The sequence below is a fragment of the Streptomyces hyaluromycini genome, assembly GCF_002217755.1.
Lineage (GTDB): Bacteria > Actinomycetota > Actinomycetes > Streptomycetales > Streptomycetaceae > Streptomyces > Streptomyces hyaluromycini.
Map to the genome: position 1 here is coordinate 66787 of NZ_BCFL01000023.1, position 26988 is coordinate 93774.

20 protein-coding genes are annotated in these 26988 nt (G+C 67.2%); 9 read left to right on the plus strand and 11 right to left on the minus strand.

The window, feature by feature from the left end:
* Window positions 1–3 precede the first annotated feature (3 nt).
* The 9 genes from SSP29_RS29350 to SSP29_RS29390 all read right to left on the minus strand — a co-directional run bounded on the left by SSP29_RS29350 (window position 4) and on the right by SSP29_RS29390 (window position 15395).
* A complete protein-coding gene (locus SSP29_RS29350) occupies window positions 4–7602 on the minus strand; it encodes an SDR family NAD(P)-dependent oxidoreductase (RefSeq protein ID WP_089103856.1) in 7599 nt (2532 codons plus the stop codon).
* Between the two features lie 20 nt (window positions 7603–7622).
* The gene (locus SSP29_RS29355) at window positions 7623–8372 is read right to left on the minus strand and encodes a polyketide synthase (RefSeq protein ID WP_089103857.1); all 750 of its coding nucleotides are present in this window, start codon (window positions 8370–8372) and stop codon (window positions 7623–7625) included.
* 25 nt (window positions 8373–8397) lie between these two features.
* Complete coding sequence (locus tag SSP29_RS29360; protein ID WP_089104120.1) at window positions 8398–9162, minus strand: enoyl-CoA hydratase/isomerase; 765 nt, start codon at window positions 9160–9162, stop codon at window positions 8398–8400.
* Window positions 9159–10421 carry a hydroxymethylglutaryl-CoA synthase family protein gene (locus tag SSP29_RS29365; protein ID WP_150135134.1) on the minus strand — a complete coding sequence of 421 codons (1263 nt, stop codon included), beginning with the start codon at window positions 10419–10421 and terminating at the stop codon, window positions 9159–9161. Before SSP29_RS29365 ends, SSP29_RS29360 begins: the two co-directional genes overlap by 4 nt.
* A gap of 18 nt (window positions 10422–10439) precedes the next feature.
* Complete coding sequence (locus tag SSP29_RS29370; RefSeq protein WP_218036928.1) at window positions 10440–11660, minus strand: beta-ketoacyl synthase N-terminal-like domain-containing protein; 1221 nt, start codon at window positions 11658–11660, stop codon at window positions 10440–10442.
* A complete protein-coding gene (locus SSP29_RS29375) occupies window positions 11650–11907 on the minus strand; it encodes an acyl carrier protein (RefSeq protein ID WP_089103859.1) in 258 nt (85 codons plus the stop codon). Before SSP29_RS29375 ends, SSP29_RS29370 begins: the two co-directional genes overlap by 11 nt.
* A 4-nt stretch (window positions 11908–11911) precedes the next feature.
* Window positions 11912–13237, minus strand: coding sequence for a hydroxymethylglutaryl-CoA synthase family protein (locus tag SSP29_RS29380; RefSeq protein ID WP_150135135.1), 1326 nt, complete (start codon window positions 13235–13237; stop codon window positions 11912–11914).
* A 65-nt stretch (window positions 13238–13302) separates the two neighbouring features.
* Complete coding sequence (gene fabD / locus SSP29_RS29385) at window positions 13303–14163, minus strand: ACP S-malonyltransferase (RefSeq protein ID WP_150135136.1); 861 nt, start codon at window positions 14161–14163, stop codon at window positions 13303–13305.
* An 11-nt stretch (window positions 14164–14174) separates the two neighbouring features.
* Entirely contained in the window at window positions 14175–15395 is a 1221-nt protein-coding gene (locus tag SSP29_RS29390) for a cytochrome P450 (RefSeq protein ID WP_145968962.1), read from the minus strand.
* A gap of 774 nt (window positions 15396–16169) precedes the next feature.
* Here SSP29_RS29390 and SSP29_RS29395 point away from each other — a divergent pair.
* From SSP29_RS29395 to SSP29_RS29415, 5 genes are all read left to right on the plus strand, one after another.
* Window positions 16170–17447, plus strand: coding sequence for a tryptophan 7-halogenase (locus SSP29_RS29395; protein ID WP_089103861.1), 1278 nt, complete (start codon window positions 16170–16172; stop codon window positions 17445–17447).
* Between the two features lie 35 nt (window positions 17448–17482).
* Window positions 17483–18427: a LipP1 family hormone-sensitive lipase gene (gene lipP1, locus SSP29_RS29400; RefSeq protein ID WP_089103862.1), complete on the plus strand. Its 945-nt coding sequence runs from the start codon at window positions 17483–17485 to the stop codon at window positions 18425–18427.
* Between the two features lie 138 nt (window positions 18428–18565).
* Window positions 18566–19834, plus strand: a complete 1269-nt coding sequence (locus tag SSP29_RS29405) for a cation:proton antiporter (protein WP_089103863.1) — start codon at window positions 18566–18568, stop codon at window positions 19832–19834.
* A gap of 16 nt (window positions 19835–19850) precedes the next feature.
* On the plus strand, window positions 19851–20540 hold the full coding sequence (locus SSP29_RS29410) for a 4'-phosphopantetheinyl transferase family protein (protein ID WP_089103864.1): 690 nt from the start codon (window positions 19851–19853) through the stop codon (window positions 20538–20540).
* A gap of 10 nt (window positions 20541–20550) precedes the next feature.
* Window positions 20551–21966, plus strand: coding sequence for an NAD(P)/FAD-dependent oxidoreductase (locus SSP29_RS29415; RefSeq protein WP_089103865.1), 1416 nt, complete (start codon window positions 20551–20553; stop codon window positions 21964–21966).
* Window positions 21967–22538: 572 nt separating this feature from the next.
* Here SSP29_RS29415 and SSP29_RS29420 read toward each other — a convergent pair.
* Window positions 22539–22880, minus strand: a complete 342-nt coding sequence (locus tag SSP29_RS29420) for a hypothetical protein (protein ID WP_089103866.1) — start codon at window positions 22878–22880, stop codon at window positions 22539–22541.
* A gap of 306 nt (window positions 22881–23186) precedes the next feature.
* Between SSP29_RS29420 and SSP29_RS29425 the strand changes: the two genes are divergently transcribed.
* From SSP29_RS29425 to SSP29_RS29440, 4 genes are all read left to right on the plus strand, one after another.
* Window positions 23187–23414, plus strand: coding sequence for an AraC family transcriptional regulator (locus SSP29_RS29425; protein ID WP_145968963.1), 228 nt, complete (start codon window positions 23187–23189; stop codon window positions 23412–23414).
* Between the two features lie 609 nt (window positions 23415–24023).
* On the plus strand, window positions 24024–25088 hold the full coding sequence (locus tag SSP29_RS29430; RefSeq protein ID WP_089103868.1) for a Rieske 2Fe-2S domain-containing protein: 1065 nt from the start codon (window positions 24024–24026) through the stop codon (window positions 25086–25088).
* A complete protein-coding gene (locus SSP29_RS29435) occupies window positions 25085–25303 on the plus strand; it encodes a hypothetical protein (protein WP_089103869.1) in 219 nt (72 codons plus the stop codon). Before SSP29_RS29430 ends, SSP29_RS29435 begins: the two co-directional genes overlap by 4 nt.
* On the plus strand, window positions 25300–26238 hold the full coding sequence (locus tag SSP29_RS29440) for a PDR/VanB family oxidoreductase (RefSeq protein WP_089103870.1): 939 nt from the start codon (window positions 25300–25302) through the stop codon (window positions 26236–26238). Before SSP29_RS29435 ends, SSP29_RS29440 begins: the two co-directional genes overlap by 4 nt.
* Here the strand turns inward: SSP29_RS29440 and SSP29_RS29445 are convergent.
* A complete protein-coding gene (locus SSP29_RS29445; protein ID WP_089103871.1) occupies window positions 26189–26932 on the minus strand; it encodes an IclR family transcriptional regulator domain-containing protein in 744 nt (247 codons plus the stop codon). The genes SSP29_RS29440 and SSP29_RS29445 overlap by 50 nt on opposite strands.
* Between the last annotated feature and the right edge of the window lie 56 nt (window positions 26933–26988).

Sequence of the window (26988 nt, forward strand, 5' to 3'; positions counted from 1 at the left end):
TGGTCACCGCCCCCTTCCAGCTCCGTTGTGCATCGACGCGCTCCCTGATGACGCGGCGAGGAAACCGGCCAAGTCGCCAAGGGTCGGGTAGTCGATGAAGATCGCTTGCGGCAGATTGATCCGGAACTCGTCCCCCACCCGCGCGGCCAGCGCGGTGAGTGCCGCCGGACTGAATCCGTAGTCGCTCAACTGCCGTTCCTCGTCGGACGATTGGATGCCGCCGCCGATCTGGGTGTTCGCCAGGTCCCGTAGCCGTTCCAGCACGTCCGGCGGTGTTTGGCCTCGGTGGTCGGGGTCACCCGCTCCCGGGTACACGGTCACCGTCTCGGAGGTGTCGATCGCATCGACGCGGTCCGGCGCCGCCTTCACCAGGGCGAGCTGGTCGAAGGGGGAGGACAGCAGCAGCTCCAGTGCCCGCATCGCCTCGTCGGGTTCGATCGAGCCGATGCCCTCGCGCTCCATGCGCTCCCGGTACGCCGCCGAGGCCACCACCCCGACGCTCCCCCAGTAACCCCAGTTCATGACCTTGACGGGGCACGCCCATTCCCGGGCGAGGCGGTCGGCGAAAGCGTCCTTGAAAGTGCAGCCGGCCGCGTAGTTGGCCTGCCCCGCAGCCTTCGTGAAAGAGATCACCGAGGAGAAGAACAGGACGAAGTCCAGCTCCTCGTCGGCGAACACCTGGGCCATGCGGACGCTGACGTCGAGCTTGCCTGTGTAGCCGGCTCGGAAGCGTTCCTCGGTCATCTGCGCCAGACTCTGGTCGCGCAACGAGAGGGCAGAGTGCACGACACCGTGAATGGTGCCGAAACGCCATCTGACCGTTTCGCAGGCCCCCCGCAGTTCCGCCTCGTCCGCGCCGTCCGCCCGTATGTAGACGGGGGCAGGTCCGAAGGACGCCAGCCGGTCGATCTTCCGTTCGATCACGCGATCACTCTCGCGACGGCCGATCCATACGACCTGGGCCCGATACGTCTTGATCATGTACTCGGTCCAGGCCTCGCCGATCCCGCCGGCGCCGCCTATCACTACGTACACACCACCGTGGCGATACCCCGTGCGCCGGCCGGGCGCCGCACCCTGGAGCGCAACCAGTTTCCGCCTGCGCCACTGCGTCCCGCGCCACGCGTACACGTCCGAGCCGGTGCTCGGCAGGTGCCGGAGCTCCTCGGCCGGCCACTCCTCGTCCATGGGCAGGTCGACAGCCCGGACAAACCAGTCCGGGTACTCCTTGGCCAGCGAACCGACCAGGCCGTGGACTCCGGCATGCGTCGGGTCGGCGGATTCCGCGCGGTCGGTCGCCTGCGCCTGCACCGTGACCACCGTCCAGAGCAGGTCGCGGTGACCGTAGTCGAGTGCGAGCAGGGCCTTGACGATCCGAAACAGCTGGATGACGCCCGTCTCCTGAGCCCTGGGCGTGGCGTCCCAGGCGGCACCGCCGGCCGCGGGGGCGGGTGCGGTCCACATCAGATGAGCGATCGGGCCGCAGGCTCGCAATTGCGCGCAGATCCGGTCGACGGTGTCGTCCTCCGCAAGCACCAGTGGCTGCGCTTCCGGGAACGTCCGCGCCAGTTTTCGTACGGCCGTCGGGTCCCCGCCCACGATGACGGCCCGCCCCGGGCCCGGCAGATCGTGGATCTCGCCCGCCGGCCGGACAGTGTCCCACACAGGGACCGCCGTGATCGTTTCGATGTCCCCGGCGCCCGTCTGCTGCCGCCCGTCCTTCCAGGCCCGGGAGGAGGCCCCAGCGATCCGTACACACACGGTGCCGTCCGCATCGCACAGGTCCACATCGAACTTCCGCAGCGTGCTGGTGGCGGTCGTGCCCTCGCCAAGCCGTACCCGGGCCCACATCGACGGACTGCACCGGCCGAGGACGTCCACTGACTCGAGCGCGAACGGCATGACCGGCTCTCCGAGCCCGGAAGGGTCCGTGCGGAGCCCGACACTGGCCTGCAGTGCGGAGTCGAGCAGGCTCGGATGGAGGACGTACGCGTCGCCGGTCTCGCGTACGGAGAGCGGCAGTGTCAACTTCGCCAGTGCCTGCGTCGCTCCGCCGAGGACGTATTCGATGCCCTGGAACGCCGGGCCGTACTCCATCTCCGCCGCGCGGAACGTCTCGTAGCACTGGTCCGCCGTCAGTCGGCCGGCGTCGCAACCGGCCCGGACGGCGTCCAGGTCCACGCGCGCCGAGCCGTCGCCGTCCCCGGTCAGCGGGACGGCGCTGCCCTGGCAGTGCAGCACGGCCTGCTCACCGAGTTGCCCGGTCCGGGTGTACACGGCGAAGTCGAGCCTGCCCGCCTCGCCCACGTCCGCGGGCGTGAGGACCACCTCGACGTGCGTGACCGGGCCGGACGCCTCGATCGGCGCCAGCCATACGACGTCCTCCAGCCGTAGGCTTTCGCCGGACGGGTCGGAGGCCTGGCCGCTGCGCCGTACGGCCTCCCGGACCATTTCCAGGTACGCCGCGCCGGGCAGGATCCGCCGCCCCTTGACCTCGTGCTCGGCGAGGAAGAACTCCTCCCCGCTGAACGTCGCCCGGAACCTGGGCCCTTCGTCGTCGGAGACGTCCGTGTGCAGCAGCGGATGGTGAGCCGGCACGTCCGTGGGCGGAAGAGGACGAGCGGGCTGGTCCGTGGCGGGGCCGGTGGCGTCGGCCGGGATCCAGTACCGCTCCCTGGCGAAGGGGTAGGTGGGCAGGGAGACGATGGCCGGCCGGGTGTCGTAGAGCGCCTCCCAGTCGGTGGTCTCACCGCTGACCCAGCCGGCCACCAGCCGGACGCAGTGCTCGTGTGCCGGCTCCCCCGGTCCTGTCGACGCCCTGCCAGCACTGTCGACGTCGGGTTGACCGGCCGCGTCGACCCGCTCTCGGTGGACTCGCTCGTCGTCCTGGCCTGCACCGAAGGCGCGCAGCACCGCCTCCAGCTCGCTCACCGAGCGGACGACGACGCCCATCCGGTTCCGCAGCGCCTCACGCCCGGTCTGCAGCGTGTAAGCGATGGCGGGCAGATCGTCGTCGCCGAACGCCAAGTCCCGGAGTGCGTCGGCGAGCCGCCGCGCATGTTCCCGCAGCCGGTCCTCGTCCTTGGCAGACAGCACGACCGCCACCGGCTGCCCACCACGACGGGCAACCGCAGGCGCTTCACCGCTGCCGGGTACGTACTCCTCGACGACCACGTGCGCGTAGGCACCTGATATTCCGAAGGAGCTGATACCCGCCCTCCTCGGGGCACCCTCGGCGCTGGCCCACTCCTCGTTCTCCGACGCCGGACGCAACGCGGTGCCGTCCCACTTGATGAGTTCGTTGGGGGTCTGCAGGCTCGGCAGCGCGGGAATCCGGCGGTGCCGCATCTGCAGCACCACCTTCAGCAGGCCTGCGAAGCCGGCGGCGCCCTCGGTATGGCCGATGTTGGCCTTCACCGATCCCACCGCGCAGAATCCCTCGCGCGAGGTGAAACGGCCGAACGCCTGGCTCAGGGCCTTCATCTCGATCGGATCGCCGAGCTTGGTGCCCGTGCCGTGCGCCTCGATGTAGGTGATGGTCTCCGGATCGATCCCGGCGTCCTCCCACGCCTTGACGACGACGCTCTCCTCGCCCGCCACGCTCGGCGCGGTGAACGAGGGCGTGTAGCCGCCGTGCAGACTGGCCGAGCCCTTGATCACGGCGTGGATGCGGTCGCCGTCCTCCAGCGCCCGGCGCAGTGGCTTCAGCAGCACGCTGCCGACGAACTCGCCCGGCACATAACCGTCCGCCGATGCGTCGAACGTATGGCACCGGCCGGTCGGGGACAGCGCGCCCACGCTGCTGAAGAATCGGTAATGCTGTGAAGAGAGCAGGAGGTTCACGCCACCGACGAAGGCCATGTCGCACTCGCCGCCGCGCAGGGCCTGACAGGCCTGGTGCAGTGCGACGAGCGAGGAGGAGCAGGCCGTGTCCACCGCCACGCTGGGTCCCCTCAGGTCGAGCGCGAAGGAGATCCGGTTCGCCAGGACCGTGTGGTTGTTGCCCAGGCCGACATAGGGGTCGATGGGCAGTCCGAGCTCGTTGATCCGCTCAAGGTAGTCGTGGCAGCACACGCCGACGAACACGCCCGTGCCGGTACCGCGGAGCCGGCCCATCACGCCCGCGTCCTCGCCCGTCGCGTAGACGCTCTGCAGGAGCAGGCGCAGCTGCGGGTCCATCCACTCCGCCTCACGCGGCGAGATGTGGAAGAAGTCGGCATCGAACGTGTCCACGTCGGTGAGGAAGCTGCCCCACTTGCAGTACGTCTTGTCCCGTGCCTCCGGATCGGTGTCGTACCACGGGCGGTAGTCCCAGCGGTCCGCGGGAATCTCGGTGATGACGTCCTTCTCGTCGATCAAGTTGCGCCAGAACTCGTCCAGATCCGACGCGCCCGCGGCCTTACCGTGCATGCCGATGACGGCGATGTCATGTGCTCCGGCGTCGAGCGTCGCGCTGCGCGCGGGCCGAAGCCTCGCCGTCGCGGGCTCGGTGGCCCGGGACCACGGCTGCGCACCCCGGGCAGGCGGCTCCGTGTCGCGTGCCGGCGACGTGGTGGTGGCTCCCAGGTGGGCGGCGAAGACATCGCCGTGCGCCTGGTGGAAGTGGGCGGCCAGTTCCTTCACGTTGGGGTACTCGAAGAGCAGTGCGGGGCTCAGGTCGAGGCCGGTCTCGTGCTCGATCTCCTGGGTGAGGGAGACCAACTGCGCGGACGTCGCGCCCAGATCCATCAGATTGACGTGCGGCTGCACTTCTTCTGCCGTGCTGCCCAGCAACGCCGCCAGCTTCGTCGTCACATACCGCTCGATGTCGGCGTCCGGTCCCGCTGACGGGCGGGCCTTGCGCGACGCGTTGCGAACGGGCACGGGCGGGCGGGGCCGGGGTTCCCGCTCGCGGACGCGTTTCATGGAGCAGCCGTTCAGTGACGCGACGACCTGGGAGTCGCTGTCGACGAGGTCGGCGTCGAACACGATGAGCTCGCCGGAGTTCCTCTTCAGCCGTACGGAGAGCCGCAGCGGCCCGGGTGCCGTGTCCCGGCGCACCCACAGATCCTCCAGGCCGAACGGCAGATAGCCCACGGCACCCGCGCTCGCCGTGAAATGGAGGGCGGCCTGGAACGCGCTGTAGAGGAACAGCGGGTGCAGCAGGTGATCGCGGCCGTCCTGCTCGGTGGCCCGCGCGGCGTCCAGCACGGCGACGACGCTGTCGTCACCCGCGTGCACCGCGGTGAACGTCTTGAACGTGTCTCCGATCGAAATGGCCGGGTTACGGCCGTACAGCACCTCCGGGTCGAGCGGGGACAGCCCCTCCAGCAACCGGTCCGGATCGATCACCGTGGGCAGGGACGCCTCGTCCTGCACGGTGCCCTCCGCGGCCGCGAGCCACTCCTGGCCGGGCCGAGGGCGGTACATGGCCCTGAAGGACACCGTGGACGCCTCAGGGTCGCCGGGCTCAATGCGCACCTCGACCCGGTCACCCTCCTCGACGGCGACCGGCCGCAGGAACCTCAGCTTGCGCAGGCGTACCTGGTCCAGGTGCGGTGACCTGCCGAGGTACCAGTCGACGGCGAGGCTGAGGTGAGTCATGCCAATGAGCGTGGGGACGCCCTCTACCGTGTGGTCCCGGACGTACGGCTCGTCGGAGTGGAAGAAGGTGCTGGGCGGGCCGACTTCGGCGCCCGTGGCATCCGGCTCGGTCACGGTGACCGGTTCCGCGGGCAGCTCCGCAAGCCAGTACTTCTGCGCGGCGAACACATAGGTCGGCAGGTGGGCGCGGCGCGGGGTGTCGGCACCGTACAGCAGCCGCCAGTCGCCGTCGGTGAACGAGGCGCCGTTCACCCACGCGTGCGCCGCCCGCACCAAGTCGCCGTTGCGCAGCCACTGACGTGTCTGGTCCTGCGCCGTGTCCCGGACCGCCGCGCGGCCGGCCTCGATGGGGTGGATCCCGCGGCCCCTCGTCCCGCGGTCGAGGTAGTCCTCCAGCGAGGCGAGCAGCGCTTGAACCGAGTCCGCCGGAAACGCGGCCCGGACCTCCATCGCCTCACGTCCCGATTGCAGGGTGTACGCGAGCGAAGCGGGATCCGGTGTGGGGCCGCGGCGGATGCGCTGGAGCAACTCGCGGGCCATGGCGTTGAGTTGTTCGCGTGTCGCCGCAGACAGGACGAACAGACAGGGGCCCTGGGTGGTGCCCGGCCGGACGGTGTGCGCGGCTCGCGGGACGTACTCCTCGACGACGAGGTGCGCGTTGCTCCCGCTGAAGCCGAAAGCGCTCACGCCGGCCCGGCGCGGCCTGCCGGCGGAGGCCGGCCAGGGCGCGGCCTCGGTGGCGACGTAGAACGGCGAGGACGCGAAGTCGAAGTACTCGTTGGGCTCTTCCTGATGGGGCGTGGGCACCAGCATGCGGTTCTGGAGGCACAACAGCACCTTGTGGAGGCCTGCCATGCCCGCCGCCGCCGTCGTGTGGCCGATGTTGCCCTTGACCGAGCCGACCGCACAGAACTGCTTGTCGTCCGTGCTCTTCGCGAAGACGGCCGAGAGGGCGTCGAGCTCGATGTAGTCGCCCAGCACGGTGCCCGTGGCATGGCACTCGACGTAGCCGATGCCGGCGGGATCTATCCGGCGCCGTGTGTACAGGTCCGACACCAGCTTGGTCTGGCTCTTCCGGCTCGGAGCTGTGATGCCGTTCGTGCTGCCGTTCTGGTTGATCGCGGAGCCGATGATGACCGCGTGGATCGCGTCTCCGTCGCGCTCGGCGTCGGCGAGGCGCTTGAGCACCACTGCCCCCACGCCTTCGCCGGGGACGAATCCGTCCGCCTTGTTGTCGAAGGGTCGGCACTCTCCTGTGCGCGACAGCATGCCCGCCGCGCTCATGCTCGGGTAGCGGTCCGCTCCGAGGTAGAGGCTGACCCCGCCGGCCAGCGCCATGTCGATCTCGCCCCTGAGCAGCGCCTCACAGGCCAGGTGCACCGCCACCAGCGAGGACGTGCAGGCCGTGTCGACCGAGAGGGCCGCACCCGTCAGGTTGAAGTGGTAGGCGATGCGTGCCGCTGCGATCGCCGCGTTGTTGCCGGTCGCGTCCACGCCGTCCGGGCTGTGCCGCGCCAGGAGCGCGCCGTATTCGTTCCCGGCGATGCCGAGGTAGACGCCACAGTTGTTGTCGTCCAGGAGTTCGCGGCTGTAGCCCGCGTCGCCGAACGCCAGGAACGCTTCCTGGAGGAACAGGCGCTGCTGCGGGTCCATCGCACGCGCCTGCTGCTGCGTGATGTGGAAGAAGTCCGCGTCGAAGAGGTCGACGCCGTCGAGCAGGCCGAGCCACTTGCAGTCCGTCGTGCCGCGTCGGCGTGGTCGCGGGTCGTAGACGGAGGCGATGTCCCAGCGGGTGGCGGGCACCTCCTGGATGGACTCCTTGCTCAGGCGGAGGTTGTCCCAGTACTTACCGAGGTTCGCGGCCCCTGGATACCTGCCCGACGCGCCGACGATCGCGATGTCGGCCCGTTCCTCGCCCTCGGGCGAGGGCGTGCCGTCATCGGCCGTCAACGCGGCCCTGGCCTCTTCGACACCGATCCGGCCCTCGCGAAGAGAACGCAGTATCTCTTTGGTTTGCATGGATCACATCACCTCCGTTCTCATGCCCCGAACAGGTCGACCACTCGCTGCTTCACTTCAGGCCGATGAAAAGTCAGTTCATGCATCGCGAGTTCCTGCTCGATGGCTTGCGGAAGGGCCTCACGAAGGGGCCGCACCAGATGGGCCTTGAGCGCCTTCAACGACACGGACGGCTTCTGCGCCAGTTCCCTGGCCAACTGAAGTGCCTGCGGCAGGACTTCGCTACGGGAAAGTACACGGAACGGCACGCCCCGGTCGGCAAGTTCGGCTCCCCGGTAGCTCCCGCCGTTCAACAGCATTTCTTCACCGAGGCCGATCCCGAGTTTCCTGGGGATGATCATCGTGGCCCCCATACCGGGCGTGAAACCGTAGCGCATGAAGTTTGCGGTGTACACGCTCTCGCGGCCAAGTATGACGAAATCCGCGTACAGCCCCAGCACGAATCCGCCGCCGATTCCGTGCCCCTGCATGGCGGCGATGACCGGGACCTCACACTCCAGCGCGAGGCTGTACAGATTCAGGTCCGTGAATCGACTCCTGCCCTCATAGATCGCGAGCAGGCCGTCTTGCGTGCCACCGGAGGAGAAGTAGTTTCCATAGCCCGTCAGGACGACCACTCTGCCGGTCGGGTGCGTCTGGATCTCCGAGAAGGCACTGATCAGCCCGTCCACCAACTCGGTGGAGAACGAGTTCTTGCTGCTGCGATCCTGCATGGTCACCTGGAGGATGCCCGGTTCGACCTCGCAGAGGTCCACGGCGGCCGTCGTCACGCCTGTGCACCTCCGGTCCGGCGCTTCACTGCTGCCACGGCAGTGTTCCCTCCTCGACGTAGCGCCGAATGCGCGTCAGGTTGCCCTCGTCGGTGAAGGCCTCGACATTTCCCGCCACCGCGAGCGGCTTGGCCATGGTCAGTGATTCGTTCAGCTGGTTCATGTAGCGCTTGTACCGGGCGATGCCCGGCTTCGGCAGACACTTCAGACGTGTGAGCTGTTTGCGCAGCAGGGCCTGGCTGTCTGATCCCGCCACGTCGGCGAGATGGAGCCGGACCGCTTCGTCTGCGGTGAACGGCCTGGTGATCAGTGTCATATAGTGCGCGTTCTGAAATCCGCAGCGGCGGATGAGAAAGGGCAGGACACAGGCCGGATACAAGCCGAACAACAACTCGGAGAGGCTGAAGTGGGCGTCGCTGTCGGCGACGACGACATCGCTGGCCGCGACGAGTCCGACGCCACCGGCGTTCGCCTTGCCGCGCACGTGTGCGACCGACACATAAGGCCCGGTGGCCAACTTCAGAAATAAGTCGTACAAGGAGTCGGGATGTTGCCCGGCAGTCGTCTCGTCTATGTCCCGAGTGTTCAGGTCATTGAAGTCGGCGCCGAAACAGAAGTAATCGGGGTGTCCCTCCACGACGACGACACTGGCGGCTTCCTCACAGTGCGTCAGAACGTTCGTGCATTCGGCGATCAGGCGGTCGTTGATCGTATTCCGGTCCATCGGCCGGTGCAGCTGAAGATGACATACGGTGTCACGCCAGGTTACCTGGATGGTTTCGTAGTTCATGCCGCCCACCTGTACTCACGGTGGAATTCCCGGATCTCCTCGAGAACCAGGCGTTCCAGGCGCCGGCCGGAACCGAAAGGCGCCACCTCGTCGGCCGGTTCGATCTTCACGTTGCGAGTGCCGAACCGTACGCTGTCGTTGGCCCGGAGCACGGCTTCGTACTGATCCATGGTGAGCCGGCGGCGCGCGCCCAGCTGCTCCTCTATCCCGAACCTGCGCAGCCGGTCACTGCCGGTACGGCTCACCACGCCGCTGTAGAACTCGGCGCAGCAGCCGGACCCGTACGAAAAGCAGCCGATGCGCTTGGGCGTGTCAAAGCTGCCGTGATCAATGATCCCGGCCAGTGACGAGAAGACGCTGCCGCCCATCATGTTCCCGGTGTGCTGGGCGTAGCGGATTCCGGGCAGGACACGCCGCTCGAAGTCCGGCTCGATGTCCGCGGCCTTCGCTTTCTTCAGCTTCCGCATCATGGTGCGATGCGCTCCCTTGACCATGCCGCCGAACGGGGTGTGGAACGCCAGGTAGTCGAAGGAGGTGTGGTAATCGGTGCCCGGCACCCTGCGCCGGTACTCCAGGAACGTCTGCTCGCAACAGTCCAGGTAGGACAGCAGGCCCAGGTCCGAGTCGCCGGCCTCGCCGTCCGGCGTGGGCCGACAGGTGTCCATGACTTCGTATCCGTAGTAACCGTTGGCCCCGACGTCGAGCTGGAACACTTCGGGAATCTCGCTGACGAGCATCGCGGCGGCGCCGGCCCCCGAGCTGGGCTCCACGAACGCCCAGTCCATCGTCAGCGAGTCCCCTCCGTCATCGACCGTGTAGCGGGAAACGTCCGTCGCGACCACCAGGGCCTTCGCACCGGGGGACACCTGCGACAGAACGAAGTTGACCGCCATCTGCAGCCCGGCCGTCCCCGCGTAGCAGGCGTTCTTCACCTCGAAGGTCCTGCAGTTGCGGTTCAGCCCGAGCCATTCGTGGAGATAACTGCCGACCGACTTACCGAAGTCGATGCCTGATTCGGTGCAGCTGATCAGCAGTTCGATGCGGTTCCTTTCCGCATCGGACAGCGTGTCGAGGATCGGCCTGGCCGCGTTGACGCCGAATGTCACCGGGTCCTCGCACGGCAGTGCCACGGTCTTCCGGCTCATCAGCAGCTGCTCGAACCGCGAGGTGTCCAGTTGCCGATGCTCCATCAGTTCCCGGACGTCGACATAGGCGCTGCCGCCGAAGACGTTCATCGCCTCGATGCCAACGAGTGTCACCTGTCCTCCCCCTCATTGTCAGGTCTCCGTCGCGCTGAGGCACAGCGCCGTGTTCACGCCGCCGAATCCGACGCTCAGCGTCAGCGCATGTTCGATCGCCTGCGCAACGGCCTTGTCCCGCACCCAGTTCATTTCCGGGTCGAGGGGCTGCTCCAGGTTGCGCGTCGGATGCAGCCGGGAGGCCTTCATCTGCAGGAGCGTGGCGACGACTTCGACGGTGCCGGCCGCACCCAGCCCGTGGCCGGTGATCGACTTGGTGGCGTTGATGGCCGCCCGGTCAAGCCCGCAGCCGCGGATGGCGGCCAGTTCAACCGGATCGCCGACACCGGAGCCGCTGCCGTGCGGATTGACGTAGTCGATCTGCTGTGCCGTCAACTGCGCTTGCGTCAAAGCTCGTTCGATGGCGCGGGCCTCGCCCGACTCTGACGGGTCGGGGTTGCGGTTACCGTCCAGCGTCATCGCCCAGCCGGCGAGCTTCGCGTACGGTTCCACGCCACGCTCGGCGGCGGTGGCCCTCCGCTCGACGACGACCGCCCCGCACGCCTCCCCGAAGATGAATCCGTCGCGCCGCTCATCGAAGGGGCGGCAGGCGAGCGCGGGTTCGTCGGCGAAGCGGTCGGAACCCATCGCACCCAGAGACCGCAGCGCCTGGAGCTCCCAGTAGGAAAGATCCGTCAGCGCACCGACAGCGATACAGATGTCGGCCTCGCCCGACCGCACCAGGCGCACCGCCTCGATAACAGCGACTTGGCCGCTGGCGGAGGCACCGCCGACGGTGCAGGCCAGGCCACGGATGCCGAACTGCTCGCTGCACAGACCGCACAGGTCACTGTCCATGAAGGACAGCCCGTAGGTCGGTGGGAGGTAGTCCAAGCGCCCCTGATAGGACTCGTGCTTGAGCACCAGCTCGCGCTGCTGGACGTTCGACCCGCCAACGACAAGGCCGATACGCAGCGGATCCGCATCCGACAGCCGGGCTTCCTCCCATGCCTCGTGGAGCGTCAGGAGTGCCGCCCGGCCCGAGAGTCCGACAGTCCGCAGCAGTTTCCTGGGGAACCGCTCCGGCATGTCGAGAACAGAGAGTTCGGCCCCCAGGAACGCGGTCCCGTTGTTCCGTCCGGGCCGCTCCATGACCCCGAAGGCGTGGTCACCGGCGAGCAGTGCGGTCAGGAACGCGTCCTTCCCCTGCCCCACGGCGCTGAGCACACCGCAGCCGGTGACGAACAGGTCACTGTCCATGCGACTTGGCATAGAGGGCATCGACCAGTTCCCCCACGTTCTTGACTCCGGAGAGTTCGACCCGCTGGATGTGCAGGGACAGGGCCTCCATCGCCAGCATCACGATCTCAGCGCGGTCCACGGAGTTGGCTCCGAGGTCCGTCAGCCGGTCGTCGGACTTGATCTCCCGTCCCTCGACGTCCGGGAGTACCTCGTAGATGTTGCTCCGCACCAGGGCGAAGATCTCTGCGTGTCGCTGTTCCGTCATTCCCTCACTCCTTGACCCAGGCGTATGCGGTGCGGGGCTGCCCCTGTCTGGGCAGTTCGGTGCCGGCTCCCTGGTTCCAGCGGTATTCGCGGTGGAACTCGTGAATCCGTTCCAGGACCAGGCGCCCCTTCGGCCCGGAGGCCAGGACCTGCCCCGGGACGTGCGACTCGTCGAGCTTCCAGTTCCGGGTGCCGAAGGAGACGGCCCCGTTCCCGGTCAGGAGTCGCTCGTACTCCTCGATGGACAGGGAGTGCCGATCGTCGAGGTGCCGGGAGATCCCCATCGCGCGTAGCCGCCGCTGTCCCTCGGGCGTGGCGACACCGCTGTAGAACTCGGAGCAGCAACCGGAGCCGTACGAGAACACGCCGATGCGCTGGGCCGTGTCGAAGCGGGCGTTGTCGATCGTGCCGGCGAGCGACAGGTACACCGTGCCGCCCATGATGTTCCCGGTGCGTTGGCAGTACCGGAGCCCCGGTGACACCCGGCGTTCGAAGTCCGCTTCGATGTCGTCCCGACGGGACTTGGTCATCTTCCGCATCATCGTTCGGTGCGCGCCCTTGACCATGCCGCCGAAGGGGGTGTGGAACGCCAGGTACTGGAACGAGTCCCGGTAGTCCACGTCGGCCACCCGGCGCTGGTACTCCAGGAACGTCTGCTCGCAGCAGTCGAGGTAGGACATCAGGGACAGGTCGGCGTCCCCGGCCTCGCTGTCCGCCGTGGGCCGGCAGGTGTCCATGACTTCGTGGCCGTAGTAACCGTTGGCGCCGACGTCCACCTGGAAGATGTGCGGTGTGTCGCTGATCAGCATGGCTGTCGCTCCGGCGCCCGAACTCGGCTCGGCGAAGGACCAGTCCTCCGTCAGCGCGTCGCCGCCCTCCACGACGGTGAACCGGGAAATGTCGGTCGTCACGACGAGGGCCTTGGCCCCGGGAGAAGCCTGTGACAGGACGAAGTTGACCGCCATCTGGAAGCCGGCGGTGCCGGAGTAGCAGGCGTTCTTGATCTCCAGCAGCCGGCAGTTCCGGCTCAGTCCGAGGTAGTGGTGGATGTACGTGCTGAGGGACTTCCCGAAGTCGATTCCTGACTCCGTGCAGGTGATGAGGAGTTCGATGCGGTCCTTCTCCGCCTCGGGCAGCGCGTCCACGATCGGCTTGGCCGCGTTGACGCCGAACGTCACCGGATCCTCGCAGGGCAGCGCCACCGTCTTCTGCCGCATCAGCAGGTTCTCGAAGCGGGCGCTGTCCAGCCGGCGATGGCTGATCAGCTGCATGACGTCCAGAAATGCGCTGCCGCCGAAGACGTTCATCGCTTCGATTCCGACAGAAGGCACACGCTCCCCCTTGGTTGACAGGACTTGGGTGACGGCCGGGGCCCGACTGAACAAGCTGCCGTCGGTCAGCCGGACGCGGATCGGATGCGCTCCAGAAGCGCCGTCAGGATCCTTCCGGTGCCGATCTCGGTGAACTCCTCCTGACCGATTTCGATCAGATGAAGGACGGTGTCCGTCCAGCGCACGGGCTGGGTGATCTGCTCGATGAGGTTCGTTTCGATCCGGGACCTGTCGTACGGCTTGGCATCGACATTGGCGATCACCGGGAAGGACGGTTCGGCAAACCGGAAGTCGTTCCCCTGGAGGTAGGCGGCGAACTGTCGCTGCGCCTCTGCCATGTACTTGCTGTGAAAGGCGCCGCTGGTCTTCAGTAGCGTGTACCCGATGCCTTCTGCCCGGTCCTCGAAGATCGGCTGTGCCGCGGCGATCGCCGGCTTCGGTCCGGACACCACCACCTGGGTGGGGGCGTTGTCGTTGGCAACCTCGACATCCGTCAGACCGCTGTCCTCAAGCACCCGCAGGACCTGGGTCCTGTTCATGCCGGTGACCGCGGCCATGGCGCCGCCTTCGATACGCCCCATGGCCTCGCCGCGCTTCTTCACAAGTTTGAGCCCGGTGTCGAAGTCGAAGACACCGGCCGCGTGGAGGGCGTTGTACTCACCCAGGCTGTGCCCGGCGGCGTAGTCCGGGACCGTGCTGGTCTCCCGCACGCTCCGCATGTAGTGCAGTGCGTTCACCACGTAGACGGCGGGCTGGGTGTACTGCGTCTCGTTCAGCAACTGGTTCGGGTTCTCACGACAGAGCTTCTCGACCGAGTAACCGAGAATCTCACTGGCCCGGGAGGTGATGTCCGGAAACTCGTCGAACAGCCCACGCCCCATTCCTTTGCGCTGCGATCCCTGTCCGGGAAACATGTACACCGGCATGGCATGTCCCCTCAGACGGCGATGTCCAGAGCCTTGAAAGAGCGGACCGCCATCAGGCCGCGCCGTTCGGGTTCCGCCACCAGGCGCATATCGGGGAAGCGCTGCGGCAGCCGCGCGAAGAGGGCCTCGCTCTCCATCTTCGAGAGTGCTGCTCCGATGCAGTAGTGGATGCCGGCGCCGAAGGACACGGGCTGGCAGTCCTGCCGGCGGATGTCGAAGCGGTGCGGATCCTTGAATCGCTCCGGATCCCGGTTCGCGGCCCCGACCAGGCCCATCACGACGTCGCCCTGCCGCAGTTGCTTGTCACCGACCTTGAGATCGGCCGTCGCCTTGCGGCCGAAGTACTGCACCGGTGCGTCCCAGCGCAGCATCTCTGACACTGCTCCGGGGGCCAGCCCGGGGTCCTCAGCGAGTGCTGAGTACTGTTCCGGATGGGTGAGCAGGGCGTACAAGCCGTTGCCGAGCAGGCTCGACGTGGTTTCGTGGCCTGCCGAAAACAGGAAGATGATGTTGTTGATCAGTTCGTGCCGCGCCAGTTCGCCCTCGGCCGGCAGCAAGGCCGACAGGAGATCGTCCTTCGGGTCTCGGCGGCGCTGTTCGGCCAGCTCGCTGAAGTACTCCAGGAACCATGCACACGCTTCTTCAGCACGCTGTTGCTGAGCCTGGCTGATCACCGGGTCGAGCAGTGGCAGCAGTGCGGAGGAGTGGTCTCTGCAGATCTCGTGCCGCTCCTCGGGGACACCGAGCATCATGCAGATCAAGGCCACCGGAAGCGGCTGCGCGACGGAGGACACGAAGTCACATCCGCCGTCCGCCGCGATGTGGTCGAGGAGCGCTTCAACCTTCTGCTCGACGTACGGCCGCAGGGACTCCACGCGCTGACGTGTGAACGCCTTGCCGAACTGCCGGCGAATGCGCGTGTGGTCGGGCGGGTCCATGTTCAACAGCCAGGACCGGGAGGCCAGATCGATCGAGGATCCCTCGTCGAAGTGGCCGAAGAACCGCCGTTGTCCGGCCCGCCCCATCGCGCTGTCCCGTAGCAGAGCGTCAACGTCCGCGTAGCGGCTGACCAGCCATCCGTTCAGCCGGGGGTCGAAATGCACCGGATCCAGGGATCTGAGCCGGTCGTACCGGCTGTAGGGATCCCGGATGAAACTCTCCGACCGCGGATTGAACAGTTCTTCGCCATCCGGGCGCGGAGAAGGTGTCTCGGCTTCCATGGTCTGGATCACTCCTGTGAGTAAAGACCTGCGCGGCGAGAGCGCAGCTTCGGCTGCGGACAGTTGGTGAACGGGCGGCAAATCGGCATCCCGAGTCACACGGGCTGCCGGCAGGCCGCGCCACGAAACAGGGCCCGCACCACATTGTTGGACTCGACGAGTTGACGCAGGCGACGTTGCAGACGGCGCACGTTGCACAGCCGCCCCCTACGGCCGTCATCCCTCGGCGATATTGCCAACAGCTCGATTCGGACGCAAGCGCTATTTACCGATCCCCACGATGGTCGATAAAGAGTAGGCAATGTACGCGCGTAGACTCGGCTGGAGAATTCCAGCTTTTTCGCGGACGCGCACCCGCGACCATGCCAGGAGGGTGTCTACCAACCCAAGGGGGCCACAAAACCTCACACCCCCACCGACGCCAGAGAGATTTCCATCTTACGGCTGCCAACGACCTGTGGATCATGGCCTAATAAGGACCTCACTCTGGCCGTATTCTTACCCCGCGCGACGCTTCGAGTCGCCGCGCAATGCGCCTGGAATCACAGCTTCAAACCCTGATTACAAACACTTTACGATCAATTTATCCCAATCCCCTCGCGGCGCTATCTGTACGCGGAGACATCTCCATAATCGCAGGTCACGGCCACGCCAAGGGAAAATTTGACGATGCATCAACTCTCTTTACCGAGGCCATCTCGATAGTTAAGACGGCCTCTTGCGCCCTGGCGTCGAGCCAGCCAACATCGCTCCGGCGAACCGTGGTTGACACTGAGGGGGAGTCAAGTGATCGATCCGAATAGCGACTACGACGTCGTAGTAATCGGAGGCGGGCCAGGGGGATCGGCCACGGCCGGGCTGCTGGCACAGCACGGACACAGGATTCTCCTATTGGAACGCGAAAAGTTTCCGCGGTACCACATCGGTGAATCCTTGATAACCGGAGCGCTTCCCACCGTTGACGCTCTCGGTCTTCGCGAACGCCTGGACCGGTTGGGGTTCACCAAGAAAAACGGCGGGACCCTCCTCTGGGGCAAGAACACCCCGCGGTCGGCCGACGGCCAGGCCGCCGACCCCGACGAGGGTGCTCCCGGGAAGGGCACCTGGGGCTTTCGGTTCCGTGAGGCTTCGGAATACGAGCACTCCTACCAGGTACGACGCGCCGACTTCGATGCCCTCCTGCTCGGACGTGCGAGAGAACTCGGCGTCCATGTGCTTGAGGAGGCCACCGTCCAGGAGCCGGTGTTCGACGGAGATCGGGTCGTGGGCCTCACCTACAGCCTCAAGGGCGATGCGAGGAAACGCACCGTGCGGAGCCGAATGGTGGTGGACGCCTCCGGACAGACACACCTGCTGGCCCGTCACTTCGACCTCGTCGAGTGGCAGGAGGATCTCCGTAACATCGCCGTATGGAGCTACCTCCAGGGCTGCACTCTGTACAAGGGTGACCATGCCGGCGACATCCTGACCGAGAACCGGCCCGACGGGTGGTTCTGGTTCATCCCGTTGTCCGACGGCACTGTCAGCGTGGGGTACGTCACGCCCATCGAGAAGTACAAGGAGTCCGGGAAGAGCCTCGAAGACCTGTACGTCTCCGAGCTCGCCGAAACGAATGAGGTGAGCCGACTCACCAGCGGCGCCTTCCGTGCCAGTGGCTTCCGCACCATCCGCGACTGGTCCTACACCTCCAGCCGCTTCCACGGCCCCGGTTGGGCCCTGGTCGGCGACGCCGCCGCGTTCGTGGACCCGCTGCTGTCAACCGGAGTCACCCTCGCCATGCGCGGCGCCCACGGCCTGGCTGACGCGGTGGACGCCGTCCTGCGGGATCCGCAGTCGGAGTCGCATGTTCTCGACTCGTACGAAAAGAGCTATCGCCAGTTCCTGGACTCCCTCTTCGACTTCGTGCGGTTCTTCTACAACCGGTCCTTCCGTAAGGAGGACTACTGGGACAAGGCTCAGGCAACGATCGACCCGGAGAAGGTCCGCACCCGCAGGGAGGACTTCGCCACCATCCTGTCCGGCCTGACAGGGATGCGGGACATCTTCGAGAACCCGAGCCCGTGACAGGCCCGCTCGGCCGGCAACCGGAGGAAGCCGGGATGTCCGTCGATCCGCAGGTCAGGGCTCTGCTCGACGAACTCGCCGAGACGGGCGCCCAACCCGTCGAGAACCTGACGGTTGCCGAGGCTCGACTCGCCTCCAAGGACTTCCTGCTGCTGCAAGGCGATCCCGAACACGTCGCCTGGGTCGAGGACCGCCTCGTGGCCGGACCTACCGCAGAAGTCCCGGTGCGCCTCTACTATCCGGCGGGCGACGGTCCCTTCCCCTGTCTCGTCTACTTTCACGGCGGTGGATGGGTGACTCTGGACATCGACGTCTGTGATCCGACCGCACGAGCCCTGGCCAACGACACCGGCTGCGTGGTGGTGTCCGTCGACTACCGCAAGGCTCCGGAGCACAAATTCCCCGCAGCTGTTGACGACGCTTGGGCGAGCACCACGTGGGTGGCGGAGAATGCCGCCGAACTGAACATCGATCCCGACAGGATCGGAGTGATCGGCGACTCCAGCGGCGGGAATCTCGCGGCCGTGACCGCCCTCCGTACCCGGGACGTCGGCGCGCCGGCGCTGGCCTGCCAAATCTTGATCCACCCACCGACCGACCACAACACGGACAAACGGTCCTACCTCGACAACGCCGAGGGCTATCTGCTGCAGCGACGCTCCATGCAGTGGTTCTACGGCCACTACCTCAACGACCCGTCCGAGGGCACGAATCCCTGGGTCTCGCCGCTGCGCGCACAGGATCTCTCCGGACTGCCACGGACCCTCGTCGTCACCGCCCAGTACGACCCCCTACGGGACGACGGCCGACTCTACGCGGAGAGGCTGGCCGCTGCGGGCACGCCGACCAGGCACGACGACTATTCCGGCGTCATCCACGCGTTCTACCTGATGTGGGGGGTCCTCGACGCCGGCAGACAGCTGCGTCGGGAGATCGCGGAAGAAGTCCGCGAAGCCCTGCGGGTGAGTCCATCAGCGTGACCGGCAAACGCGGCCGCCAGGTCAGACAGACACGTCGAGGGGCATTCATGAAGAGATGTACGGTCACTGACACGTTCGTGACAGTGGTACGAGGGCATCGCGGCGTGTCCACCACCGGACCAGTTGGTTGATCCCGCCGTGACCAGTCATCAGATCGCCTTCCTGCTGCTCGACCTCGCGCTCGTCCTCTCCGGGTGTGCCCTGCTCGGCGCGCTGGCCACTCGGATGGGGCAGCCGGCTGTGATGGGCGAAATCCTCGGCGGCATCCTGCTCGGCCCAACTGTGCTCGGTCCGTGGTCCCACACAGTGGTTCCAGACGAGATACGACCGCCCCTCACTGGAATCGGCAACGTCGGCGTGGCGCTGTTCATGTTCGGGCTCGGTCTGGAATTCCACCGTAGCGCGCTGCGCGGCGGCGGAAGGAGGCCGGCCGGTATCGCGATCGGCTCGATGTTGCTGCCGTTCGTGCTCGGCTCACTGCTGGGCGTTGTACTGGTGGCGATGCACTACCGGCATCCGCCGGACCCCATGGGCTTCGTGCTGTTCCTCGGCATCGCCATGTCGGTCACGGCCTTCCCGGTGCTCTCCCGGATACTTACAGACCGTCAGATTGCAGGCACCGAAGTCGGCATGCTCGCCATGGCTGTCGCCGCGGTCGGTGACGTTCTGGCTTGGTCCGGGCTCGCCGGGGTGATCGCCCTGGTGGGGCGTTCCAGCGGCGTGCCGTGGCTGGTGGCGCTGGTGGTGCCGTTCGTGTTCTTCCTGGTCCGCGTCGTACAGCCGACGCTCCGCAGGCTGCTCCCGGCCGGCTCGTCGACCACCACTCTCGCATACCTGTCCGGCGGTGCCCTGGCATGTGGTGCGGTCACCGAACTGCTCGGACTGCACTTCATCTTCGGCGCGTTCCTGTTCGGACTGATCACCCCACGCATCCCGGCCACCGAGCGCCTGGCGGAGAAGGTGTTCGGGTTCAGCCGGCTCCTCCTGCCGACGTACTTCGTGGTTGCGGGGCTGCAGGTGAACCTGGGGCTGACGTCCTCGGCACTGGGGCTGCTCGCAGTGATCGTTCTAGTCGCGGTGGTCGGCAAGGTCGCGGGAACTTATGGCGCCGCCCGCATGAGCAAACTGTCTCCAGGGACATCCGCGCTGCTCGCCGTGCTGATGAACACCCGGGGCCTGACCGAGCTGATCGTGCTCACCACCGGCCTGAGGCTCGGGCTCATCGACCAAGAACTCTACTCGGCGATGGTCGTCATGGCGCTGCTGACCACCGCGGCGACCGGACCGCTACTGACACTGTGCGGCCGCCGCCTGGGTGCCTCGACCCCGACCACCGTGACCGGCACCCCCCGTTTCGACCCTGTACCCGCACCGCAGCACGCCGAGGAGAAGGGCCTGCACACGTGACTACGAAGGCGACGGCGTGATCGAGGAAATCGTTCCGGAGGAAGTGGCCGCGGTCGGATCACGGGTCGACGCCCCGGAGACAGCGCTCTTCCCCGAGGAGCTCGCCCTGATCGCCTCGGCTGTGCCCAGACGGCGGGCCGAGTTCACGACGGCGCGCGTGTGCGCCCGCCGGGCGCTGGCCCGGCTCGGCGTCGCTGCCGCGCCCATACTCAGCGGTGCCCAGCGGGAACCGATATGGCCCGACGGAGTCGTCGGCAGTATCACGCACTGTGCCGGATACCGCGCCGCTGCCATCGGGCGGTCGACACGGTTCACCACGATCGGCATCGATGTCGAGCCGAACGAGCCGCTGCCTGGCGGACTGCTGGAACACGTCAGCCTGCCACAGGAACGCGGACGGCAGACACGCGCGGACGGCACACACCTGGATCGCCTGCTGTTCAGCGCCAAGGAATCCGCCTACAAGGCATGGTTTCCGCTGGCACGCCGCTGGCTCGGCTTCGAACAGGCGGCCATAACCCTGGAATCCGATGGGACGTTCGACGTCGAGCTGCTCGTGGCCGGCCCAGTCAAGGGTTTTCGCGGACGGTGGCTGGCTCGCGACGGACTGATCGTGACGGCCATCGCGACACCCGCCCAGCGGCCCCGCAAAGACCAATTTTCCCATCGGATTTCAAGCACCCGACAAGACTGTCCGAGTGAGTGAGGGAGTAGCCATGTCAGACAACGTCCTGGTAGTGGGTGGAGGCCCTGCTGGATCGGTCACCGCGACCTTCTTGGCGCAGGAAGGCTTTTCCGTCCGGTTGATCGAAAGCCAACATTTTCCGCGCTACCACATCGGGGAGTCCCTGACACCGGCCAGCCGACGCGTGCTGGACATGATCGGCGTGGCCGACCGGCTCGATGAGTTGGACTTCCAGCGCAAGCGCGGCGGCGTTTTCCTCTGGGGGGAAGACACCTGGGTGATCGACTGGAGCGAGATATTCGGCGTGGACGTGCACACATGGCAGGTCGACCGAGGCCGCTTCGACGCCCTTCTGCTCGACAACGCTCGTGAGAAGGGCGTCAAGGTCGAACACGGCATCACCGCGAAGTCGGTGACGTTCGGGGACAACGGACGGCCGGCGGCCGTCAGTTGCAAGGCCGAGGACGGAACGGACTTCACGATCGAGGGATTCGACTTCCTCATCGACGCATCCGGTCGATCAGGTCTGCTGAGCAGCAGGCACCTGCGCAACCGAAAGCCGCACGAGGACTTCCGCAACGTGGCGATCTGGGGCTACTGGAACGACGCACGCGCGTTGCCGACCTGTCCCGAGGGCGGTATCAACGTCATTTCGTCGCCGAAGGGCTGGTACTGGGTGATTCCGTTGGGCGGCGGGCGCAACAGCGTCGGGCTGGTCACGCATAAAGACCTGTTCGCGGAGGACAGGCGACAGCACTCGGACGTCGAATCTCTCTATCACGCGTACCTCAATGAGAACGAGCCAGTCAAGGAACTGCTCTCGGACGCCACCTACAACGGGCCGGTGCGAGTCGAGACGGACTACTCCTATGTCGCGGACGAGTTCTCCGGACCGGGCTACATGATGGTCGGGGACGCGGCGTGCTTCCTCGATCCGCTGTTGTCCAGTGGCATTCACTTCGCTATGTACGGCGGGATGGTGGGCGCCGCCGCCCTCGCGTCCGCTCGACGCGGCGAGGTCACGGAAGCCGAGGGGCTGCGCTTCTTCGAGGTCTCGTACAAGCGCGCGTACACCAGAATGCTGACGCTGGTGAGCAACATGTACCAGGGGTATCGCGGAAAGAACGACTTCTTCTGGACCGCCGATCGGCTGGTCGGCCAGGACCCGACGGGGAAGGAAGAATCGTTCGGCGAGGTCATCGGTGGCCTGTCGGACATCCGGGAGGCCACGGACGCCTCGACGAGGATCGGCACCTCCAAGTTGGAGGAAGAAGCCAGGCGGGTCCAGGACGGGGAACTCAACCCGAATCGTCCGCTGTTCGGCGCCCAGCACAAGATGGGGCAGGAAGAGGACCCGATCGGGGGTCTTCAATTGGTCACGTCACCCCGGCTCGGCCTGCAACGGGTATCCGGGTCGGACGAAGTCGACTCGAAAACCTCACCGTGACGGAGAGCGGCAGACGACTCGTAGAGTGCGTACCAAGGTAGGGACCGCCACGAGACGGCCACACCGTAGGGCCTGACGGACGTTTCGGTAGAGCAAGGATCGAAACTCATGCGTGGGATCGACGGCGGACAGCAGGAAGGCCACCAAGAAGAGTCCGCTCATCTACTCATCTCTGCTGCCGTCCGCAGTCGATACCACCCAGAGACGCAAGGTGCAGATGGTGGCCTCACCCGAAGTCGCACTTGCTCCGCTGAGGGAGGCAGCGGCTGATCGCCCGGAGGGGTCTCTGCAGGTCGGCCGAGGCCGGGTATCAGGTGATCCGGCGTGCTGCGGCTCCGGTGATCTCCTCAGGGGTGAAGTTGCGCAGGAGCTGGCGCGCGGGCCGGGCGGCCGACTGGCAGCGCCGGCACCTCACCTGGAACCAGGAAGACGCCGCACATTCACCCCCTGAGCCCACGACCCGTGGACCTCATCGACAGCCGTGTCGAGTCTCCAGCGGTGGAGCGTCCCTCCGGCTACGAGCTGGTCGAGCAGGGTGGCGAGGGCAGCCGAGGACAAGCCCGCGGCACGCTTCAGGTGATGCAGGTCGACGCTTCCCTCGCCGCGATCGGCCGAGTGCGGACGAGTTGAAGGGCCACGAGGCGCGCGACGGGCCGTTCTTGTCGTACCGCAGGACAGCAGGTCCGGCGCAGGGCCCAGTCGGTCGCCGCGGCTACGTACGCGAGTCCCCGCCATGGAAGGAGGAGGCCACCGAGAACAGTCGTGAGGACGGCGAAGGCACCGGAGAGAAGGCTGAGCACGACCGCGCCTTCGAGGCTGGCCGCGGCGGCGTCGAAGGCCTCGACGAACCGTTGGGGCACCACGGGGTACAGCCGTGGACACGTGGTGACCGCGTCGATGCGATAGCGGCGCAACGGATGCTCCTCGGCCGCTCGCAGTACCCAGCCGAGCAAGGTCGGTACGGGGTACGGCCGAGGCGGCCGGCCTGTCCGGGGAACCCACTGCCACACGACGGCCAGTAGCCTTCGTGCAGCCGGTTAAGGCTCGTGCGTCGGGCCATGAGGGTAGTCCGGCGAGGACGGTGCCCAGCACCAGGATGACGATCGCGAGGGCCCGGGTCTCGGTGTTGACTCCGGTCCACCACGACGCCGACGCCGGAGACGAACGCGAGCAAGGACAGCCAGAGCGCGACCAACTGCCTGCGGTCGATGATGCCGCCGATGGTGCTGAAGAGGCCCGCCATCGGTGCACCCGATCTTTCGCTGCTCAACCCCACTCGTGCACAGCTGGCGCAGCAATACGTCGGCAGCCAGGGCCGGCCCTTGAGCCAGGTAGCTGCACTGCCTGGGTTCCCCCCGGCCAACTCCTACGCCCGCTGGTTCCGTGACGAGTTCGGCATCAGCCCGGCGGTCTGGCGGGCCGTCGCGGGCAGCGGCAGCAGCACCTGAGGTGAGGGTCGCCCTCCGCGGTCATGTGTGGCGCAGCAAGTTCGGCGGGCGGCGGGACGACGGCCGACAGCCGCTGCCAAGATCCGGACCAATCGTGGACCAAGAAGCGGGCCAGCGACCCTCCGTCTGGCATTTCCCCAGGTCAACGGTGGTTCGTCTCCTGTACTGCCAGCAGACCAAGAACCTGCCGGTGACCGCCCCTACCTCTCTCCCCCCGCGGGTTCTGCAGCAACCCACCGAATGGGGCGAATGGACGGCGATTCGAGTCGGATTCGACCCCGCCCCTCCCATCACGGCAACGACGAGCTTTGATCTGCCGCTATGCAAATTCTGCCGCTGTACCAGCCGTATGCCGCCAAAGAAGCACCAGAGAAGCGAGAATACGGACATATAGCTCAATCAAATGGTCACTGCTGAACACCCCCCGTCCTCGCAGGCAGACGGCGTTACTGCTGCCTCCCTGCCGGCGGGCAGCGACACAGTGTCTCGCATCAGCGCTCTCACCAGGGGCTTTCCAAGCACTCTTCCGTGTCACGGAAGCCGTATTGCGCCCTCGTGTGGCCCGTTCCGACGATGTCGCCACGACCCCAACGACGGGAGTTCAACGCCATGCCCCACATGACCGCCTTCGCCAGGAACCAGTGGTACGTCGCCGCCTACAGTCACGAGGTCGGGCGCGAGTTGCTCGGGCGGACGATCCTCGGAGAGCCCCTCGTGTTCTACCGGGCAAAGGAGGACGGTGCGCCCGTCGCCCTCGGCGACCGCTGTGTGCACCGCCGTTACCCGCTGTCGGAGAGCGGGCTCGACGGCGACCGGATCGTGTGCGGGTACCACGGGTTCACCTACGACCGCACCGGCGCGTGCGTGTACGTGCCGGGGCAGAAACGCATCCCGCGCACCGCCCGGGTCGCCTCCCACCCCGTGGTGGAGCAGGACTCCCTGGTGTGGGTGTGGGTCGGCGACCCGGCGCTCGCCGACCCGCAGGCGATACCGCGGGCGCGCCACCTCGACTCCCCCGGCTGGACGACCGTCCGGGGCATGGAGCCGATCGACGCCGACTACGGCCTCCTCGTCGACAACCTCCTCGACCTCTCGCACGAGACCTATCTGCACGGCGGCTACATAGGCACCCCCGAGGTCGCCGAGACCCCCATCACCACCGAGGTCGACGAGGGCGCCGGGATCGTGCGGGTCAGCCGGCACATGGACGACGCCGAGTGCCCGCCGTTCTACGCCCGTTCGACCGGGATCGCGGGGCGCATCACGCGCTGGCAGGACATCGAGTACCACGCGCCGTGCCTGTATCTGCTGCACAGCCGGATCGCTCCGGTCGGCGTCCTGCCGGAGGCCGACGGCAGCGACCCGAACGGCTTCCACACCGAGATCACCTACGCGATCACCCCGTCCGCGGACGGCAAGGTGTACGACTTCTGGATGGTCTCCCGGGACTGGGCGACCGACGACGCCGAGGTCACCGAGTTCCTGCGGAGCAACAACCACACGGTGGTGATGCAGGACGTGGACGCCCTCAACCTCCTCCAGAAGACGCTGGGTTCGGAGCGGGCCGGTTACCAGGAGCTGAGCATCAACATCGACACCGGCGGCCTCGCCGCCCGCCGTATCCTCGCCCGGCTGGTCGAGGAGGGCGACAAGCCCGTGGAGAAGGCGCTGTGAGCGCACCGACCGGTGAGATCTACCGCATCGACTGGCTGCCGGGCACCGACGTCCTGCACGGCACCTGTCACTGCGGCGCCGAGCACACCGCCCAGGACCCGGTCGAGATGTGGGAGTGGATGCTCGGCCACCCCGAAGGCCACCGGCTCCAGCCGCAGTCCCAGCCCCAGTCAGAGCCCCAGTCACAGCCCCAGTCCCCGGAGCGCGCCCCATGAGCCTGTACGAGGCCGAACTCGTCGTAGCCGAGCGTGTGCCGGCGGCCGAGGGGGTCGTCGCCCTGACCCTGCGGCATCCGCTGGGCGAGGAACTGCCGGGCTGGGAACCGGGAGCGCACGTCGATGTCGTGCTCGGGCCTGAGCTGGAGCGGCAGTTCTCGCTGTGCGGGGATCCCGGGGACCGCTCCGGCTGGCGGGTCGCGGTGCTCAGGGAACCCGACGGCCGGGGTGGATCGGCCTATGTGCACGAGCAGTTGGGCGTCGGCGACAAGGTGCGGGTACGCGGGCCGCGCAACCACTTCCGGCTCGAATCCGCACCCCGCTACCGGTTCGTCGCGGGCGGCATCGGTATCACCCCGATCCTGCCGATGCTCGCCGCCGCCGAGGCCGCGGGCGCCGAGTGGACGCTGTTGTACGGCGGACGGAGTCGTCAGTCCATGGCGTTCACCGGCGAGTTGGCGCGGTTCGGCGGGGAGCGGGTCACCGTCGCCCCGCAGGACGAGACCGGGCTGCTGGACCTGGCCGGCGTCCTCGACGACGTCCCGGACGGCACCCTCGTGTACTGCTGCGGTCCGGGGCCGTTGCTGGACGCGGTCGAGGAGCGCTGCCCGGCCGGTGTGCTGCGGGTCGAGCGGTTCCGGCCCAAGGAGCAGCAGGCAGGCGAGGACCGGGAGTTCGAGGTGGTCCTCGCGCAGAGCGGTCGCACTCTCACCGTCGCGCCCGGCGTCTCCGTGCTCGACACCGTCCGGGCCTCGGGGGTGGAGGTGCTCTACTCCTGCACCGAGGGCACCTGCGGCACGTGCGAGACGGATGTCCTCGAAGGCGACCCGGACCACCGGGACTCGGTGCTCACCGAGGAGGAGCGGGCAACCGGGGAGACCATGCTCATCTGCGTGTCGCGGTGCCGGGGGGCGCGTCTGGTGCTGGATCTGTGATCCGCAGGTCCACCTCGATCCGTGCCACCGCCGCCAGCAGGTGCGGCAGCAGATCGCGGCGGGCCGCCACGGTGGACGTCCGGCCGGAGTGCATCGCGAGGCTCACCCCGGCCACCACACGGCCGCTCCGGTCCCGGACCGGGGCGGCCAGTGTACTGACGCCGGCCTCGGGGTCTCCTTCCAGCAAGGCACACTCCTGACGTCTCGTCACGTCCGCGTGACATAAACCGGGTTGCGTAAGGTCGGCAAGCAACACCCTCCCCACCGCGGTCCCGTACGCCGGGAAGCGCGCTCCCACCGCGATCGTCGCCGCCATCACCCGCCGGGGCCGGGCGGCGGCGACCGGCACGACGGCGTCGCCGTCCAGCAGGCACAGCGCCGCCGACTCCCCCGCCAGCTCTGCGAGTTGCACCAGATGCGGCTGCGCGAGGTTCGGCAGCTCCAGGCCGGAGAGGTAGGCGTAGCCGAGCTCCAGGACGCGTGGGGCGAGGCGGAAGTGGCGGCCGTCCGAGTGGACGTAGCCCAGGTCGGCGAGGGTGAGCAGCAGGCGGCGGGCGGCGGCGCGGGTCAGGTCGCAGGCGCGGGCCACCTCGCTGAGCGTGCGCGCCGGATGTTCGGCGTCGAAGGCCCGGATGACGGCCAGGCCGCGCTCGAAGGACCTGACGAAATGTGGTGCTCGGGCATCCCTCGACATCGTCGCCTCCCGGTCCGACACTGTCCGACTCACGGTCCGACACGGAGAACACGGTG

Coding starts and splice junctions, on each gene's coding strand:
- lipP1 (WP_089103862.1), top strand. CDS start 17,483: ATGTCCGTCGATCCGCAGGTCAGGGCTCTGCTCGACGAACTCGCCGAG.
- SSP29_RS29360 (WP_089104120.1), bottom strand. CDS start 9,162: ATGAACTACGAAACCATCCAGGTAACCTGGCGTGACACCGTATGTCAT.
- SSP29_RS29370 (WP_218036928.1), bottom strand. CDS start 11,660: ATGGACAGTGACCTGTTCGTCACCGGCTGCGGTGTGCTCAGCGCCGTG.
- SSP29_RS29440 (WP_089103870.1), top strand. CDS start 25,300: ATGAGCCTGTACGAGGCCGAACTCGTCGTAGCCGAGCGTGTGCCGGCG.
- SSP29_RS29350 (WP_089103856.1), bottom strand. CDS start 7,602: ATGCAAACCAAAGAGATACTGCGTTCTCTTCGCGAGGGCCGGATCGGT.
- SSP29_RS29445 (WP_089103871.1), bottom strand. CDS start 26,932: ATGTCGAGGGATGCCCGAGCACCACATTTCGTCAGGTCCTTCGAGCGC.
- fabD (WP_150135136.1), bottom strand. CDS start 14,163: ATGCCGGTGTACATGTTTCCCGGACAGGGATCGCAGCGCAAAGGAATG.
- SSP29_RS29430 (WP_089103868.1), top strand. CDS start 24,024: ATGCCCCACATGACCGCCTTCGCCAGGAACCAGTGGTACGTCGCCGCC.
- SSP29_RS29375 (WP_089103859.1), bottom strand. CDS start 11,907: ATGACGGAACAGCGACACGCAGAGATCTTCGCCCTGGTGCGGAGCAAC.
- SSP29_RS29425 (WP_145968963.1), top strand. CDS start 23,187: ATGGTGCTGAAGAGGCCCGCCATCGGTGCACCCGATCTTTCGCTGCTC.
- SSP29_RS29415 (WP_089103865.1), top strand. CDS start 20,551: ATGTCAGACAACGTCCTGGTAGTGGGTGGAGGCCCTGCTGGATCGGTC.